Origin of the sequence: Arcicella aurantiaca, from assembly GCF_003148625.1 — a bacterium.
Classification (GTDB): Bacteria; Bacteroidota; Bacteroidia; order Cytophagales; family Spirosomataceae; genus Arcicella; species Arcicella aurantiaca.
In genome coordinates this window covers 89,183-108,177 of sequence record NZ_QGGO01000002.1, presented here as the reverse complement: position 1 = coordinate 108,177, position 18,995 = coordinate 89,183, and the positions used below count along the sequence as shown (strand labels likewise).

Here is an 18,995-nt window from a genome sequence, read left to right as displayed (position 1 = left end):
GTTTTTGATATTATGTTGCAAAAATCGTTGCTTTTCTTGATAAAATAAAAGAGACGTTGCAGGCAACGTCTCTACATATTATTTATCTTCTTTTTCTTCTATCAGAATCTTTTGAATTTGAGCGTTTACCGCCTTTTGATGACCTCGAATCACTTGATTTATGTCTTGATTCTCTACCTCTTGGAGCTTTAGATTTACTTTTTCTCATTTTCTCGTCACCACCTACTAATAATAAATCCATACTTCTGCGAGCCAGATTACATTCTTTTACTTTTACTTGTAATTTATCGCCAAAAGTGAAAACACGTCCGTTTCTTTGTCCAACAATTCTATAATTTTCACGGTCGTAGTCGTAGAAATCGTCTTTCAAATCTACCATTCTAACTAATCCTTCCGAAGCCGTTTCTGTAATTTCAACGAAAATTCCGAACTCCGTAACGCCCGAAATGATACCGTCCCAAACTTTGCCTTCGTCCATCAAACTCATGTATTCCACTTGTTTATATTTGATAGAAGAACGCTCGGCTTCGGCAGCCATTTTCTCTTGCTCAGAACTATGTTTACAACGTTGTTCCCACGAGGCACGCTCTAAAGGTTCGCCACCGTCGAGATAATGTTGCAACATTCGGTGAGCCATCATGTCTGGATAACGTCTGATTGGACTCGTAAAGTGCGAATAAAATGGAAATGCCAAACCAAAGTGACCGATTGGGTCGGTGCTATATTTTGCTTTTGACATCGTTCTAACCGCCAAATTCTCTAAAATATTTTGCTCTGGTTTTCCTTCTACATCGTGCATTAATTCATTGAAAGATGCACTTATTTTAGTAGTATCAGTATCAACTGTGTAGCCAAAACGCTTAGCAAATGTTGAGAAATTTTTGAGCTTTTCTGGGTCTGGAGCATCGTGGGTACGATAAACCATCGTGTTTCTTGGCTCAGATTTCTTTAGATTAAATACATATTCTGCTACTTTTTTATTGGCAAGTAACATGAATTCTTCAATCAATTTGTGCGAATCAACACGTATTTTTTGATAAATTCCCAAAGGTTTTCCGTCTTCATCTAATTTGAATTTAACCTCCACCGTCTCAAAATTTACCGCACCTTTGGCAAAACGCTCATCTCGCAATTTATGAGCAAGTTGGTTGAGGATTGTAAGTTCTTTTTTGAAATTAGGTGTTAGGTTTTGGGGGTTAGGTGTTAGTGTTTCGCCCTCTTCAACCTTTTTCTTTCTACCTTTTTTCTTTGGTTCAATTTCAATGTCCGTCGCTTGATGTTCGATGTTTGAAATTTCTTCCGATTTCTGCTCACTGATTACTGCTGACTGTTCACTGTTCAACTGCTCCTGTGCTTCTTCGTAAGTGAATCGTTTGTCGGAGTGAATAATTGTACGTCCAAACCATTCTTTCACAACTTTTGCTTCTGGCGTAATTTCAAAAACTGCCGAAAAAGTCAATTTATCTTCATTTGGACGAAGCGAACAAAGTCCATTAGAAAGTTTTTCTGGTAACATTGGCACAACTCTATCTACCAAGTACACCGAAGTCGCACGTAAATAAGCCTCTTGTTCCAAAATAGACTCGGGCGTAACGTAATGCGTAACATCAGCGATGTGAATACCTACTTCGTAATTTCCGTTTTCCAAAAACTCAAAACTCAAAGCATCATCAAAGTCTTTTGCATCCACAGGGTCAATGGTGAAAGTTGTGATGTTTCTAAAGTCTCTACGTTTTTTAATTTCGGTAGCAGTAATTTTTGTTGAAATAGCATCAGCAGCTTTTTCTACTTGTTCTGGGAAATGATTTGGAAGTCCAAACTCTGCTAAAATGGCGTGCATTTCCGTATTATTTTCTCCCGATTTTCCTAAAACTTCTTTTACGAAGCCTTCCATTTTACGCTCGCCTTCTGCCCATTTCGTGATTTTTACAATCACTTTATCACCATGTTGAGCATCTTTTAAGTCATTTTTAGAGACAAAAATATCTCCATAAATTTTCTTAGAACTTGGTACAACGAAGGCATAATGAGGCATAATTTCAATAGTACCAACCATTTCGGCACGTCCTCTTTGGAGAATTTCTACCACTTCTCCTTCGGCACGGTCTGAGCCTTTTTTCTTTTTTGCCCAAACCAATACTTTCACGATGTCTCCATCGATAGCTCCATTCAAATCACGAGCGTTGATGAGAATATCGCCTTCACGTCCTTCTACAACCACAAATCCAAAACGGACATTTACGTGGTCGATACGTCCTTCAACAAATTCGGTGGTGGTATCTGCTAAATAATGACCGTCTTGTTGACGAATCAATTTTTTGTCTTTGTGAAGTTCCGTTAATAAATCTCCAAAAAGGTCTTTCGTTTTGCGGTCACGGATGGCAAACGCTTTATGTACTTGGTTCAGTGACCAAGCAGTATCTTCATTTAGTTGGAAGAATTCAAGGATTTCAGCCTTAATTCTACTTCTAAAATTTTGTTCTTTTGATGGTTTTAAATCTGTCATTTTTTGGTTTTGGTTATTTAGGTGTTAGTGAAGTGTTTTGTTGTTTTTGGCAATAGCATCAATTGCTACTATCCCGCAAGGTCGCTATTTATTAGCCAAATTCCAAAATATCAGTCGATTGACGGCGAGAATTGAGTAAATGAGAAGGAGTGATTTTGAGAGAAATAATTTGTTTTTTCGTTGATAATATACCGAGAAAAACGCTGGCAGGGTTCAAACCCTGTCAGCGTTAGCCCATATTCATAATTACCTTATAAATCGTTGAAAAACCAATAATTTTAAGATTCTGAAAGTTTTATCTTACGCTTTCCAACGTTTTGCCACTTCCAAAGAATAGTCAATAAACGCTTTTACGGTAGTTTCATAAATGGTATTTCCTACTGAATCTGCGTTTTCATCAAGGTTTTTGTATGTCTCGTGTGACTCGTATATGCGTGGAGAAACTACCGAATATTGATTGCTGAAATTGATGATTTTGTTAATCACCGTCGTTAATTCTAAACAAGGAACTTTACCGCCTCTTCCGCTTGAAACGCCCGCCAAAGCAAATGTTTTATTATTGAAAAGATGTGCAAAGTCTTTTGAACCTAACTGATGAAGAGCGTTTAGTAAGTCTCCATTTACGGTAAAATTGTATTCTGGTGTTACAAAAAATACTAAATCAGCTTTTTCCCAAGCTGAAATTAATTCGTTTTGAAAAGTCGTTAAATCATCTTTTTTAACTGTACCACGTCCAACCGATGGAATGTCGTAATGATGAAAATCTACAACGGTAACGTTTTTATAGTCAGAGGTTTGTAGTGTTTTTTGAATATATTTTGAAAAGCGTAAAGAGTTGCTATTGTGTCTTGGGGATGTGGCAATTACTGCAATGTTCATGTTTAAATATGATTTTTTATTTGAGAATACTTATTAATAACCAAAGCTCGTACCAAAAAGTTACAAAACAAAAGGAAGTCTTCGCACTGAGCAAAGACTTCCTTTGTTGTTTATCCGAAAATAAAATTTCTAACTGGTTCAAACGCCTACGTTTGAACTGATTTGAGCATCCACGCTCCTGTAAGCGAAGACGCTTTGTGGTACAATTGTGGACAATTATACCCGTTACTTAAATTAATAACCAAAAACCTCTTCCAAAGTTAATTTCTTAACCTCGCCGTATTTTTTGAGGTCTTCTAAATTTACTTTTTTCTCAGAAGCCACAATACACATATTATATGGTTTGTTGGCAAGTTGAGAGTCTTGCAGTTTTTTCAAATCATCAACCGTTAATTTATCCAAAGCCTGATAAATGGCTTGGCGTTCATCTCCCGAAATACCTTTTTCTTGGTTGTTGAAATACGTATTGATGATATTGTCTTGCGTGATTCTTTCGGTTTGATAATTCTTTTTCATGCTGGCTTTTGCCGTTTCTACGTTCTTTTCAGAAGATGGAAAAACGTTTAATAATTCGTTCATTCCTGCAATAGATTCATGAATTTTATCTGCTTGTGTTCCTACATACGCAATCATTCTGTATTTTTCGTCTTTGGTTGCAGGTGTGAAATAGAACGCATAAGTTGAGTACGCCAAAGCTTTAGATTCACGAATGGTTTGGAATACAATTGACGACATTCCTCCACCAAAATAATTATTGTACAATTCTACAACTGGTGTTTCAGCTACATTGTATTTAACAGTTGGACGAACCCAGTTGATTTCTGCCTGAACCATGTCGTAATCTGTAAATAATACAGTTGGTTTTTCTGGAGAAGTCGCTTCAAAATTAGCTACAAGTGGTAAATCAGCCTTGAAACTTGCAGGTGTTTTATGAATTCCACTCACTGTTGAGGCTAAACCTTCCATTGTTTGTGGCCCATAATAAGTAATAGAATGCTTATATGAGAATAAGTTTTGAAGGAAAGAAATCAATTCGTCAGCCGTTAGTGCTTTCAACTCTGCATCGGTGAATTGTAAGGTATTTCTTGGGTTTTTCGCTCCAAAAGTTGCATAAGATGTTAAGCCTTGAAGAATTGCTCCTTTGTTCAATTTTGCATCATTTCTTTGTTTCAAAAGTCTGCCTTTCAATAATTCTAAAGCGGCATCATCTTTTTTACATTTTGTCATTAAATCTTCAAAAAGACTTACTGTTTTGGCAAAATTTTCATTCAAACCAGACATTCCTAAAGTGATATGGTGGTCGGTATAGTTTTGGGTGAAACTGCTTGCTAAACGATAAAATTCGGTACTGATTTGTTCGGCATTCATTTTGTCAGTTCCTACAAATTGTAAATATTGTAAAGCAATTGGCAAGATTTTACTATTCCAAGAACCCATGTCAAAACGATATGACATTCTGAATAAATCGTTATCTGTATTTTGAACATAATAAGCATCTAAATTCCCGATTTTACCTTTTTTCATGTCTTTCGAGAAATCTAACCATTTAGGCTGAATGTTTGCCATTGGTGTTTCATTGACATCTTTCAAAAAGGCAGATTGTGCCTCACGGTTTACTTCTACTGGCGTGATAGTTGGTTTATCAACTTTAGTAATTTTAGGGTCAGTTCCTTTGCGTTTGTACACAACTACGTAACCATCACCACAATATTTTTTAGCAAAAGCCATTACATCTTGCTTGGTAACTTTACCCAAAGCATCGTTCATTGCCGCATTGTCGTTCCAGTTGGTTGCTTTTGATGCAATGAAACTTCCTAACAAACCATACGCTCGTGAGGTATTATCTTCTAAACCTTGAATGGCAGTTAATTTATAGTTAGCCGCAATTGCTTTGATGATAGATTCGTCAAAATTGCCTGTTTTTAGTTTATCTAATTCTCCTAATAACAAGGCTTTTACGTCGTCTAAACTTTGGTCTTTTTTAGGCGTTGCCGTCATCGACCAAGTTGAATAATCTTTGTTCCACTCAGGACTTGAACTTGCTCTTAAAACCTTTTGAGCTTTTACTAAATTAAGGTCAATTAAACCTGCTTTTGAGTTCGACATCAATTCATCTACAATTGTTCCAACGATTTTCTCTTTCGCATTTACAGAACTTGACCAACGCCAAGAAATAGAAAGATTGTCGGGAGTTGGTCCAAATACTTCACGCACAACTGGAGTTGTTAAGGGAGCTTCTGGAGCAGGTTTGTATTCTGTAACTGGCTTAGTAACCATGTATTTGAAAGAAGCTTCAATTTTCTTGATGAGTTCATCAGAATTAAAATCTCCTGCCATGATAATTGCCATGTTGTTGGGTACGTAATATTTTTTGAAATAGTTACGAATTTCCACTAACGAAGGGTTTTTCAAATGCTCAATCGTACCGATGGTTGTTTGTTGACCGTAATTATGCGTTGGATAAAGTGCAGCGTTACGAGCTTCATACATTTTCCAGTTATCGTTATCAAGACTACGGTTTTTTTCTTCGTAAACAGCTTCCAATTCCGTGTGGAAAATTCTAAGAATTGGATTTCTGAAACGTTCAGCTTGTAATTTCAAGAAACGGTCGAGAGCGTTTGCGGGAATATCTTCGGTATAAACTGTTTGTTCATAAGAAGTAAAAGCGTTTGTGCCTTGTCCACCCATCGAAGCCATCATTTTGTCGTATTCGTTGGCAATGGCAAATTTGGCTGCTTCTCCAGATTTCTGGTCGATTTCCTTGTAAATGGCTTTACGTTGAGTAGAGTCAGTTGTTTTGTTGTACTTTTCGTAAAGAGCATCAATTTGGTCGAGCAATGGTTTTTCTTTAGACCAATCCAAAGAACCATATTTATCAGTTCCTTTAAAAAGCATGTGTTCCAAATAGTGGGCTAAACCCGTGTTAGTACGTGGGTCAGTATTTGAACCTGCACGAGTAGGAATAAGAGCCGCAATGCGTGGTTCTTTATGATTTTCACTCAAAATAACCGTTAAACCGTTTGTTAGCGTATAAAAACGGGCTTTCATGGGGTCGTTGCTCACGTATTTATAGGTATATCCGCCAGAGGTTGCAGTTTTCCATTCATACGTTTTTTGAGCAAATGTTGATGAGAAGCATAGCAAAAAAGCTATTGCTAAGAGTTGTAAGCGTCCTTTAATCATCGTAAAAGTAGATTTTAGATTAGATTTAATAATTGCAATAAAGTGATAATTCTTGAAATAAACTTGTTCTTTTTGATAAACGGTCGGTTTTTTAATATGTTTTAACATAATTGATTGTAAGCACAAGGACGATTTAAAATAATCTTTATAAAGCCTGAAAAGTCCATCGTAAATAGTAATTTTTGAATACATTTTCATCAAATGAAAAGTTGCGATATTTTCCTTATTGAAAAATATTTTACTCTATTGGTTTGATAGAGTAAATAGAATGATTATATTTGTGAAAAAATTGAGTTGTACTCCACAGTCAAAAACTTTTTCTTTAAAAATAATAATAACTTCCCAATGAACGTAGAATCCCCTTCGCAACCAAGCATTACGAATGTTTCTAAAAATAACATTTACTCATCCAAGTTACTTTGGATTGGTATTCCTGCCTTTTTATTGGTTGGTCTTGCGAGTATCCTGATATATAACTATCACGCATTGTTTTCGGTAGATAAATTGGTTGCAGGCTTGAATCAAGATTTTTTCATTTATTTGTTAATTGGCGTTTTTGCTCAATTAGTTGACGGAACTTTAGGAATGGGCTATGGTGCAACTTCAACATCTTTCCTTTTATCAGTAGGCGTTCCGCCCGCTATTAGTAGTACGGGTGTACACGTGGCTGAAATGTTCACAACGGGGGCATCGGCACTTTCTCACTACAAATTCAAAAATATAAATAAGCGTTTGGTGACTTATTTATTAGTTCCAGGGGTAATTGGTTCAGTTGTGGGTGCTTATTTACTTTCGGATGTTATTGATGGAAAAGTCATCAAGCCATTTATTGCTGTTTATATGATTGTGTTGGCGGTGATGATTATTATTAAAGGTTTGAGAAATAATAATGTTAAAAAGAAGACTAAAAACTTAGGTGTTTTAGCCGTTTTTGGTGGATTTATGGATGCCGTTGGTGGTGGTGGTTGGGGTCCAATCGTAACTTCAACGCTTATTGGGCGTGGTCGTGACCCACGTTATACCATTGGTTCTGTAAATGCGGCTGAGTTTGCCATATCATTTGCCAGTGGTATTACCTTTTTACTTTTTGAAGGAATTAACGGTTGGCAAGTAATTGCTGGTTTGATAATTGGTGGCGTTGTTGCTGCACCGTTCGGAGCATTTTTCGTTAATAAAATCAAAAGAAGACCAATGACCATTGTAGTTGGTTTATTGATTATTTATTTGAGCAGCCGTACTTTAATGAAAGCATACTTTTAGTAATAAGTAGGGGCGACCGTCGCTCGGTTAGGATTTAGGGGTAGAACTTACCGAATAATCAAGCATAGCCTATATTTACAAGATTTCTTAATTTCAATAAATAGAAAGGTCAGCATAATTGCTGACCTTTTTGCTTTTTACAAGGTATTTTGAGCATTTACAATTTTTCAACAATGACCAAAAGATAAATTTTGTAATAGTTTTATCTTAAATATTACCCTTTTCAATATTTTAATTTTACATTTGAAGCCTTACACAAAACTCTTCAATACAATACTCGCCCGAGAAGTTCTAATATAATCATTACATTAATTAGCCACACTAACTAAAGCCTCATTTTATGAAGTCTAATTTTACGTATTTTACTTTTGGGTTCAAATTTAAAATAATACTGTTTTTGAGTTTGTTTTTTTCGGTATCCTCTCAGGCACAAACCGAAATTGAATCCGCCAAAAAATATTTGTCAGACCATACCAACCAATATAAACTACTTTCTTCTGATGTAAACGAAATGGTGGTTTCGAGTGCCTATTTATCACCAACAACAGGCTGGTATCACATATATTTTAATCAAACTTATCAGTCTATCGAAGTGTATAATGGAATGTTAAATTTGATACTAAAAGATGGGCAAGTTCAGTATGTAGCCAATAAATTTATTGAGAATGTTGCAGAAAAAGTACCCGTTAGCTTGAAACAACTAAGTGTTAGTCCAACGCAGGCATTAAACAAAACTTTAACGAAACTCGGAATCAGTGCGGCTAATTTACAGGAGATTAACCCTAAAAATTTACTCAATGGCATAGCGACTCAAACGTCATTTACAGATGCGACTATTGCTGATAATAACATAGAAGTCAAACTTTATTGGTTGCCTTATGATATACAAGAAAACAAAGTGACGAAATCTAAATTGGCTCTTGCTTGGAATGTAAAGTTTTTAGCAAAAAATCAGCAAAATGCGTGGAGTTTTCATATTGATGCTAATTCTGGAGAAATCATTCGTCAACAAGATAATATCATTCACTGTAATTTTGGAACACCAGAACATTTGACGACTCCTCACGAATGTGCGGAAAATTCCTCTCCGCTTGCTACTCAAAATACTGCAAAATTGGCTGTGGCGGCAAATTCCTATCAAGTTTTTGATTATCCAATTGAAAGCCCAATTCATGGAACAAGAACAGCCGTAACAAGTCCATACACTCGTTTTTTCCCTGCATCAAGTGGGCCGGGTGCTACCAATGGTTGGCATAATGATGGAACGACCAATTATACCACCACCCGAGGAAATAATGTGTGGGCTCAGGAAGATGTGAATGATGATGATATTCCTGGAAATAGCCCAACGTCGGCAACTTTAGACTTTAACTATGCTTACACAAAAGGATTAGCCACTTCTACGGGAAATCAAAATGCAGCCATTACCAATTTATTTTATTGGAATAATTTAATTCATGATGTGCTTTGGCGATATGGTTTTGATGAACCAAGTGGTAATTTTCAGAATAATAATCAAGGAAGAGGAGGGCTTGGCAACGACTACGTTTTTGCAGATGCACAAGATGGTGGTGGTACAAATAATGCCAATTTTTATCCGCCCGCTGATGGTACAAACGGACGTATGCAAATGTATTTGTGGAGTAATGTTGGTTCTCCTTCTTTTCAGCCTGATGGAGATTTCGATAATGGTATTATTGCCCATGAATACGGACACGGTTGGTCAATACGTTTGACGGGAGGTCCTGCCAATTCAAACTGCTTGGATAATGTAGAACAAGGTGGAGAAGGTTGGAGTGATTATCTTACCCTAATGCTAACTACTAATTGGGCATCACTAACTCCTACGGTGACAAGTGCCAATATTCCCAGAGGAATCGGAACTTACGTTTTAGGGCAAACTACTGCTGGGGCAGGAATACGTCCATATCGTTATTCGTATGACATGGCAAATATTAATGCTCCTGTAACCTATGCAAAAGTTGGCGATGTCAGTTTTTCAGAGCCTCACGGAATAGGTTCTATTTGGGCTACTATGCTCTGGGATATGACATGGGCAATTATCTTGCAGGATAACCAAATTGTGAATAATATCTATGAAACTCCAACGGTAATTGCTGATTTGAGAGGAAATGCTGCTGCCCTAAAATTGGTTAATGAAGGCTTGAGATTGCAACCATGTAGCCCAAGTTTTGTAGATGCCAGAGATGCAATTTTACAAGCAGACCAATTATTATTTAATGGACGTTATCGTTGTGCTATTGGGCAAGCCTTTGCACGTAGAGGTTTAGGCGTAAATGCCTCAACAGGTGCATCGTCGAATGATAGAATTGTTACAGAAGACTATAATCCCGTCGGAAATGCCCCTTTGACTTCTGCCAAAACCTTCAATATTTGTACAAATACTGCTTTCGATTACGTGGCAACTTCATCAACCGTTGGAGCAACTTTTAGCTGGACACGTCCTGTGGTGGCAGGAATTAGTAATTTGGCTTCATCAGGAAATACGCCAAACATCAGCGAAATATTAATTAACACAACCAATGCCCCCATTATCGTAAAATATAATTTTGTATTAGCTCCTAATACTTGTTCACCCATTACACAGGTGGTTTCAGTTACGGTAACTCCGTCTATTGTACCAACAGTTTCGGATTATGCTGTTTGTCAGAATGGTGTTGTTCTCAATGGAGAAGGTTTAGTTGTTCCTGCATCCACTACAAATGTTGTTGATGGTGTATTAACAGTAGGAGCAACTTATAGAAGAGGTGGAGGCGATAACACAACTACTTATATTACAGAAAGTACCATTACGGCGGTATATTACAAAACATATACTTTTGTAGCTCCAAGTAACGGTGCCGTTAATTTTGAAATTACACAGGCAGTTTTGGGTAATGCAGGCAGTGATGATACTTATATGACCTTGTATAAAACTTCATTTGACCCCGCCAATCCTGCTACCAATTTTTTAAGAGGTGATGATGATAGTGGCGTTAGTCTGAAATCAAGTTTTACACATACGCTTGTGCAAGGAACTACCTATATCGTGGTTGTGAGTACGTATGACAATTTAACCACAGGAAGTTTTAGATTACAATTAAGTATTCCGATTTTCCCAATCATAAACAGTTGGTATAAAGATGCAAGTGGAGGCACTGCCTTGGCAACAGGAGAAATATTTAATCCCGTTGGTATTTCTGGCTCAGGCATTACCAATACCGCCACCGAAGGAACAACCACTTTTTATGTTTCTAATAGTTTGTATCCAACCTGTAAAACTGCTACCACTTTTACCATAAATCCGCCAAGCGTTGGAGGTAATATTACAGGAACAACTTCTGTTTGTGCAGGCACAAATACTTCTACATTGACACTGTCTGGACAAAAAGGAAATGTTCAGAAATGGCAATCATCAACTGTTGCCAATTTTGCTACTGCCACAGATATTGCCAATACAACGACTTCTTTAACGACAAGCAATTTATCGCAAACAACCTATTATAGAGCTATTCTAAAAAGTGGTGCTTGTGTAGCTGCAAATTCGCAGGTAGCTACAATAACGGCTGTGCCAATGCCAACAATTTTGTCTGGAAGTGCCAATAATCCAACATTATGTAGCTTATCAAATGGTAGTATAAATTTCACGTCAGTCAATCTTCCAGACGGTAGTTATTCGGTAAGTTATACAGGTGCTGATTCTCCTCAAAATGTTAATGTTTTGAATAATTCTTTTTCTGTATCTGGTTTAAAATCAGGCATATATAGCAATTTTTCTGTCAATAGATTAGGCTGCGTAGGTACGGATATTTCCACAAAAACACTGATAGATTCTTTACCTTCTGGTACAACCAATAAGACAATCTGTTACAATTCTATTGCCTCATTATCAGGTACTTGTTTAGGAAATACGATGAAATGGTATGATTCTACGGGAACAATTTTAAAAGGAACAGGCACAACTTTTACCACAGAAAATTTAAGTAATAATACCACTTACAAGACACGTTGTGAAAACTTGACCTGCCAAAGTGCTTTTATAGATGTTTTAGTAACGGTTAATGCTATTTCTCCAATTCCCAATATTCAAAAAGATACACTTTTACTGCTTGGCGATACGATTACGCTTAAAGCTACGAATTGTGTTGGAGTTGGCTCTGCTTTGAAATGGTATCAAGCTCTAAATGATGTTGCTGTAAATATGCCACTTTCACCCATCGCTTCATCTCAATATTATGCCACTTGTGAGAAAACCCAAAATACTTTAGCTTGTCCTTCTCTGAAAAGTAATATTCTCAACGTGGCACTGACTTCGGTGATAAAAAGTGTATCTTCTGGCGATTGGGAAATAGAATCAACATGGGATATTAGTCGTATTCCTAAAGTCGGAATTTCTGTAATTATTCAGCCTAATCATACCGTTATCGTTAATGGAATAGGAACTGCCAAAAACGTTGAGTATAATGGAACAGGCTCTTTAAAGTTTAATAATGCAAGTAGCAAATTGAATATTGGACTATAATTTAATATTATTTTAAGTAAATTTTAATAAGTTTTTAATTATTTGAAATAATTGTAAAGGTTATGTCGTTTTTGATAAACAACATAACCTTTACAAAAATGAAAAATATTCCCATCTCTGTGGCTGTCGTTATGATAGCTTTTTCATTATCAAATTGTTCAGAAAAGAAAGCAGAAAGTGCTTCTAATTTTGGTTTGGCGGATACCACATCGGTAGAAACCCAAGCTGATGCAGGAATACCTCTTTCACCGCAAGACCGCAAGTTTATTCGTACCGCTGAGGTCAGATTTAAGGTTAATAATGTTCAGAATGCCACTAACGTCGTGGAGGATTTAGTTGATAAATACAAGGGTTTTATTGTTCGTAACGAATTATCTACGCAAGTTTTTAATATCAATGACATAGAAATTAGTGAAGACTCAATTTTAAGAAGCAAGTCCTATGAAGCCAGCAATGAAATTACGCTAAGAATTCCGAACGAATATTTTGAGAAAACACTGAGAGAATTACAACCAATTATGGCGTTTTTAGATAATCAGACGGTTTCTGCTGAAGATGTCAGTTTGTCATTTATTAGTAATGAATTGCAGAAAAAACGCTTCTCAAAATTTGAAAAACGATTTGAAAATGCCATTGATGAAAAAGGGAAAAAGTTATCCGAAACCTCATCAGCGGAGGAGAATTTATACAATCACCAATCGTCAGCCGACCAAAACCAAGTCCTCAATTTAAAATTGAAAGACGAAGTCAATTATAGTACAATCACTTTGCATCTTTATCAGCCCATAGCAATTATGCAGGAAAAACTGCCCAATATTGAAAATACGCACGCATTTCAACCCAATTTATTTCTGAGAATTTGGCAAAGTGTACGAGAAGGTTGGTACATTTTTGAGGATATTGTGGTGGTTATATTCCGACTTTGGTTTGTGATTTTATTAGCTTTCGGGGGATTTTGGTTGTACAAAAAGCGAGTAAAAGTAAATTTGTAACACAGACTTTAGGCTGTCGTCAATCAAACAGGCTAAAGCCTGTGTTACTTAAAATTATCGCTCATAATTTTTGCCGAAGAAAGAGCCAACGGAATACCACCACCAGGGTGAACACTTCCACCAACAAAGTATAAATTCTTGATTTTTGAAGAGAAATTAGCGTGCCTCAAAAATGCTGCAAATCGGTTATTTGACGAATTGCCGTACAATGCTCCTTGTGCTGAGGAGGTTTTTGATTCAATCGTTCTTGGGTCGAGAATCTCCTCACATTCAATTAATGCTGCAATATTCTGCCCTAAAATTCTACTAACTTTTTGCAATACATTTTCTTTGGTCTGACGGATAATTTCGTCCCAATTTTGTCCTTCGTTGGCAGAGGCATTTATCAAGACAAACCAATTTTCAGAGCCTTCGGGGGCATCGTCAGTTTTATGTTTTGAGGTGATATTGATATAAACCGTTGGGTCGTGATAAATGGTTTTTTTATCAAACATCGTCCTAAATTCTTCTTGATAATTATCGCTAAAGAAAATATTATGCAAGCCCAATTCTGAAAATTGCTTTTTAATTCCCCAATAAAAAATAACTCCAGAACTCGATTTGGGCTGATTTAGTAAGAAATTCGGATGTTTTTCGTTCGGTAAAAGTTTACGATACGTATGCGTAACGTCCATGTTAGAAATGACGGAGTCGGTAGGTATGAAGTTGGAGTTATGAGGTATAAGGTCGTAGTTATGAGGTATAAAGGTATCTGCATTATCTTCTTCATTCCCCATTCCTTCTAACTCTTCACGCATAATTCTTACCCCCGTTACTTTTCCATTTTTCACTACAATTTCCTCCACCTTTGTTTCATAATAAAATTGAACGCCCAGACTTTCAGCCAATTTTACCAAAGAATCAGTAATAGAAACCATGCCTTTATTCGGAAAAAATGCTCCAATATTGTACTCTAAATGTGGAATAATATTGAGCGTTGCGGGTGTTTGGTAAGGGTCTGAACCGTTATAAGTGGCATAACGATTGAAAAGTTGGACGATTTTAGGATTTGAAAATAGCTTTTCATTGGCATCATTCATCGTTCCAAAAATACCTAATTTCGGAAGATTCAAATAACCTTTTAAAGCTTTTCGAGATGCCCAAGTTGATAATTTATGTAGAGAATCTTGTAGAAAAAGTCCGTCTAAAACGTCATATTTAAAGGCACTTTCTTTCAAAAATTGCACGATTTTTTCGGCAGATTCGCCTGTAATTTGCTCAACTTCTTGGGCGAATTTTTGCGGTTCAGCCCATGCCGTTAGTCGGGTTTGGTCTTCCCAAAAATACCGACAAACTTCATTAAGTTGTTCATATTCAAAAAAATCAGCGGGGTTTTTACCAACTAACTCAAACAGTTCAGTAACTAAATTGGGAAGTGTAAAAAGTGAAGGGCCAGCATCAAAACGGTAGCCGTTTAGTTCAAAGCTACTCAACTTTCCACCTGCGTAGGAATTAGTTTCATAAACGGAAACGTCTAAACCTTTGTGAGCCAAACGAATAGCGGAGGCAATTCCCGCAATACCTGCTCCGATGATGGCGACTTTTTTCATTTTTTATTTTGACTTTATGTAGAGATAACACAAAATCTTTTTTTGTTAAATTTTTCAATTGTCACCAAAGGCAAAATGCAGAACAAGGAACTAAAAATGTAGAAGTTTTATTGAACTCACTTTTACATTCTCAATTCCTTGTTCTGCATTCTAAAATCTATTTTACAATTACTAAAAAAACAGCCACTCCATTGCTTTCGGAAATTCTTTGCCCCATTGGTCTTCGCTGTGTCCACCTTCTGGGTCAAGAGAAATATTGATTTCGGTTTTTTTAACTCCTTGACGCTCAAAGGTTTGTTTTAATTTTTCAACATTGGGAATCATCGCCGTACTTTCCTGCCCTCCTGCATATACATAAATACGAGTGGGTAAATGTGAGAGAAAATCAATAGCGTCGAAATAAATATTAGGAGAAATCCAGAGAGCAGGAGAGAAAATCATCAATCTTCCAAATGCTTCTGGGAACATCAAACCTGCATAAATACTAATTAAACCACCCAAAGAACTTCCACCAATCCCCGTAGATTCACGGTCGGGAATGGTACGATAGTTTTTGTCGATGTATGGTTTTAAAGTCTTGGCTAAAAACTGAGCATATTTTCGTCCTTGTCCTTTGCCTAATTTGGGATTGCTGTACGGAGAATATTCCTCAAAACGTTCGTCACCGCCGTGTGCAATAGCTACCACAATAACATCACCGTGTTCACGAGCTGCCAAAACTGCCAATTGTTTGTCTATTCCCCAATTACCAAATTCAGAACCATTACCAAAGAGATTTTGGGCATCTTGCAAATAAATAACAGGATAACGTTTGGTTGATTTTTCGTAATTGTGAGGTAAAAGGATATAAACAGCACGTTTTTTACCCAACTGAGGCATTTCAAATTCATCAGAAATCAAACGAACTTCGGGCATAAGATTTTCTGAAAGGTTTTCACCATCTAATCTCCAATGTGGGACAAAATCATGGAAAACGCCTGTTTTATTTTTGGCTACACGGTTTCCTGTTGGATTCCCAAATTCGTCTAATTCAACTTGGTTCCAACCACCTTTTGTGTATTTATATTCAAAAGTATCGGGGAGCTTTATGTTTTCTGGAAATTTTAAAGCGTATTTGCCATCTTCGACTTTGTCTAATCTAAGCTCTTCTTTATCAGGTAGCCAAGCGTTAAAGTTTCCAGAAATATATACAGGGCGTTCATCTTCAACTGGCGTGGTTAATTCAAAGTACAATATATTCTTACTCATCTAATTTTTTACTGGGTTATCAATCCGTAAAAGTACGCAATATTCTCTTTCAGTTATCCTGCTTTCTGTATAAAACTAATTTTTATCAATAAGGTTTTAAGACTTTTTGGTGTTTTGGACTAAAAACGCTATTGTTTGGGCGTTTGTCGGTATGAATGTTTGAGTATTTATTTGGAAATTTGTAAGGTGAAATACTTAATAGTTTAAAAATGTTCAATCATCAATTAGTTCGCTTCCGATAAGCAAAACCTTAAAACAAATGGCAGATGTTTTCTCACAACTATATATTCATCTTGTATTCTCACCTAAGAATAGAGAAGCATTAATTAATTCAGATTGGGAAGAACGCTTGCATAAGTATATAACAGGCACGATTCAAGAAAGAGGTCATAAATTATTAGCTATTGGAGGAATGCCTGATCACATTCATATTTTTGTGGGATTAAAACCCGCTGAAGCAATTTCAGATTTAGTAAAAGAGATAAAAGTTGCCTCAAATGATTTTATAAAAAACGAAAAACTGTCAAAATTTAAGTTTGAATGGCAGAATGGTTATGGAGCTTTTTCACATAGTCGTTCACAAATAGATGCAGTTTGTAAGTATATTCTCAATCAGAAAGAACATCATAATAAAAAGACGTTTCAAGAAGAGTTTGTGAAGTTTTGTGATGATTTTGGAATTGAAATAGGTAGGAAAGAATTTTTTGAATGGTTTGATTAAACGTAGGAATTATCTGAATAGTTGAGGAATTGATTTTAAGGTTAAACTTCTCCGAAGTTTAGTTCCCATTCATATTTTTTTGCTACAAATGTTTAAACCTCTCCGAGGTTATACCTGTGATAATCTTAAGAAAATCAATTAATTAAAGATATGTGAGGATGTTTCGGAGAAACACAACCTTTGTAGAAAAAGGATTTAAAGTTGCGATTTATGCTTCGTAGAAGTATGACCTTTGTTGTTAAGGATTTAAAGTTGCGATTTATGCTTCGTAGAAGTATGACCTTTGTCGTTAAGGATTTAACCTTTCGTCAATGTTTCGTAGAAACACAATCTTTGTCGTTAAGGATTTAACCTTTCGTCAATGTTTCGTAGAAGCACAACCTTTGTAGAAAAAGGATTTAAAGTTGCGATTTTTGCTTCGTAGAAGTATGACCTTTGTTGTTAAGGATTTAACCTTTCGTCAATGCTTCGTAGAAACACAACCTTTGTCGTTAAGGATTTAACCTTTCGTCAATGCTTCGTAGAAGCACAACCTTTGTAGAAAAAGGGTTTAAAGTTGCGATTTATGCTTCGGAGAAGCATAACTTTTGTAGAATAATCAAATAGAGAATAAATTTAATAATATGAATAATCCAACAACCTTATTCGACAAAGTGTGGGATGCACACGTTGTACGTAAAATTGAAGATGGTCCAGATGTATTTTTTATCGACCGTCACTTTATCCACGAAGTAACAAGTCCAGTGGCTTTCTTAGGCTTAGAAGGTCGTGGAATTGGCGTTATGTACAACAATCGTACTTTCGCTACTGCTGACCACAACACGCCAACGATTAACCAACATTTACCTGTACAAGACCCACTTTCTGCTAACCAATTACAACAATTGGAGACAAACTCAGCGAAACACGGTATTTCTCACTGGGGCTTAGGACATCAGAAAAATGGTATCGTTCACGTAGTTGGGCCAGAAAATGGTATTACTCTTCCGGGTATGACTATCGTTTGTGGTGACTCTCATACTTCTACGCACGGTGCTTTCGGAGCAATTGCCTTTGGTATTGGTACTTCTGAGGTTGAAATGGTACTTTCTTCGCAGTGTATCATGCAACCTAAACCAAAGAAAATGCGTGTAACTATCAATGGTACATTAGGAAAAGGTGTTACGCCAAAAGATGTTACTTTGTATATTATCGCTCAACTTTCGGCGGCAGGTGCAACGGGATATTTCTGTGAATATGCTGGTGAGGTTTTCGAAAATATGACGATGGAAGGACGTATGACAGTTTGTAATATGTCAATCGAGATGGGTGCAAGAGGTGGTATGATTGCTCCAGACGAAACTACTTTCAACTACTTGAATGGTCGTGAGCAAGCACCAAAAGGCGAAGCTTGGGAAAAAGCATTAGCTTATTGGAATACATTGAAAACAGACGAAGGTGCAACTTTCGATGTTGAATATACTTATAATGCTGCTGATATCGAACCACAAATTACTTACGGTACAAACCCAGGTTTAGGAACAGGTATTTCTAAAAATATTCCTTTGGCAAGTGAAGTAATTGATGGTGAAGCAAGTTACAAGAAATCATTAGGTTATATGGGATTTGCTGAAAACGAGTCAATCATCGGTAAACCAATTGATTATGTATTCTTAGGTTCATGTACAAATGGTCGTATTGAAGACTTCCGTGCATTTGCTTCAATCGTGAAAGGTCGTAAAAAAGCGGATAATGTAACTGCTTGGTTAGTTCCAGGTTCGCACATTGTAGAAGCACAAATTAAAGAAGAAGGTATTTTGGACGTTTTGACAGAAGCAGGTTTCTTACTTCGTCAACCAGGATGTTCAGCTTGTTTAGCGATGAATGACGATAAAATTCCTGCTGGAAAATACGCCGTTTCAACGTCAAATAGAAACTTTGAAGGTCGTCAAGGTCCGGGTTCAAGAACGCTTTTGGCTTCTCCATTAGTGGCAGCAGCAGCAGCGGTGACGGGTGTGGTTACTGACCCAAGACAATTCTTGTAGGTTTTCACCGCAAGGACGCTAAGACGCTAAAAAAATAGAATCACCGCTAAGACGGGGAGGACGTTAAAAAA

At 36.6% G+C, this 18,995-nt stretch carries 10 protein-coding genes; 5 read left to right on the top strand and 5 right to left on the bottom strand.

The features are described from left to right. Positions 1 to 82: 82 nt before the first annotated feature. The 3 genes from LV89_RS02110 to LV89_RS02100 form a co-directional block, all read right to left on the bottom strand. Positions 83 to 2,506, bottom strand: a complete 2,424-nt coding sequence (locus tag LV89_RS02110) for a ribonuclease R family protein (RefSeq protein ID WP_109741209.1) — start codon at positions 2,504 to 2,506, stop codon at positions 83 to 85. 300 nt (positions 2,507 to 2,806) lie between these two features. Beyond that, positions 2,807 to 3,385 carry an NAD(P)H-dependent oxidoreductase gene (locus tag LV89_RS02105; protein WP_109741208.1) on the bottom strand — a complete coding sequence of 193 codons (579 nt, stop codon included), beginning with the start codon at positions 3,383 to 3,385 and terminating at the stop codon, positions 2,807 to 2,809. Positions 3,386 to 3,619: 234 nt separating this feature from the next. Continuing rightward, complete coding sequence (locus LV89_RS02100) at positions 3,620 to 6,676, bottom strand: M16 family metallopeptidase (protein WP_229201457.1); 3,057 nt, start codon at positions 6,674 to 6,676, stop codon at positions 3,620 to 3,622. A gap of 237 nt (positions 6,677 to 6,913) precedes the next feature. On the opposite strand from LV89_RS02100, the gene LV89_RS02095 reads away from it, so the two are divergent. The 3 genes from LV89_RS02095 (at position 6,914) to LV89_RS02085 (ending at position 13,342) form a co-directional block, all read left to right on the top strand. After that, positions 6,914 to 7,828, top strand: coding sequence for a sulfite exporter TauE/SafE family protein (locus tag LV89_RS02095; RefSeq protein WP_109741207.1), 915 nt, complete (start codon positions 6,914 to 6,916; stop codon positions 7,826 to 7,828). 340 nt (positions 7,829 to 8,168) lie between these two features. Beyond that, complete coding sequence (locus LV89_RS02090; protein WP_109741206.1) at positions 8,169 to 12,350, top strand: M36 family metallopeptidase; 4,182 nt, start codon at positions 8,169 to 8,171, stop codon at positions 12,348 to 12,350. A 98-nt stretch (positions 12,351 to 12,448) separates the two neighbouring features. Next, positions 12,449 to 13,342: a DUF4349 domain-containing protein gene (locus tag LV89_RS02085; protein ID WP_158279489.1), complete on the top strand. Its 894-nt coding sequence runs from the start codon at positions 12,449 to 12,451 to the stop codon at positions 13,340 to 13,342. A gap of 44 nt (positions 13,343 to 13,386) precedes the next feature. On the opposite strand, the gene LV89_RS02080 is transcribed toward LV89_RS02085, so the two are convergent. Then, the gene (locus LV89_RS02080) at positions 13,387 to 14,931 is read right to left on the bottom strand and encodes a phytoene desaturase family protein (RefSeq protein WP_109741204.1); all 1,545 of its coding nucleotides are present in this window, start codon (positions 14,929 to 14,931) and stop codon (positions 13,387 to 13,389) included. A 171-nt stretch (positions 14,932 to 15,102) separates the two neighbouring features. After that, positions 15,103 to 16,179 (bottom strand): alpha/beta hydrolase, encoded by a 1,077-nt coding sequence (locus LV89_RS02075; RefSeq protein ID WP_109741203.1) that lies wholly within the window; start codon positions 16,177 to 16,179, stop codon positions 15,103 to 15,105. Positions 16,180 to 16,438: 259 nt separating this feature from the next. On the opposite strand from LV89_RS02075, the gene tnpA reads away from it, so the two are divergent. Both tnpA and leuC read left to right on the top strand, forming a co-directional pair. Next, positions 16,439 to 16,900 carry an IS200/IS605 family transposase gene (tnpA, locus tag LV89_RS02070; protein WP_109741202.1) on the top strand — a complete coding sequence of 154 codons (462 nt, stop codon included), beginning with the start codon at positions 16,439 to 16,441 and terminating at the stop codon, positions 16,898 to 16,900. Between the two features lie 623 nt (positions 16,901 to 17,523). Then, the gene (leuC, locus tag LV89_RS02065; protein WP_109741201.1) at positions 17,524 to 18,924 is read left to right on the top strand and encodes a 3-isopropylmalate dehydratase large subunit; all 1,401 of its coding nucleotides are present in this window, start codon (positions 17,524 to 17,526) and stop codon (positions 18,922 to 18,924) included. Positions 18,925 to 18,995: the final 71 nt, after the last annotated feature.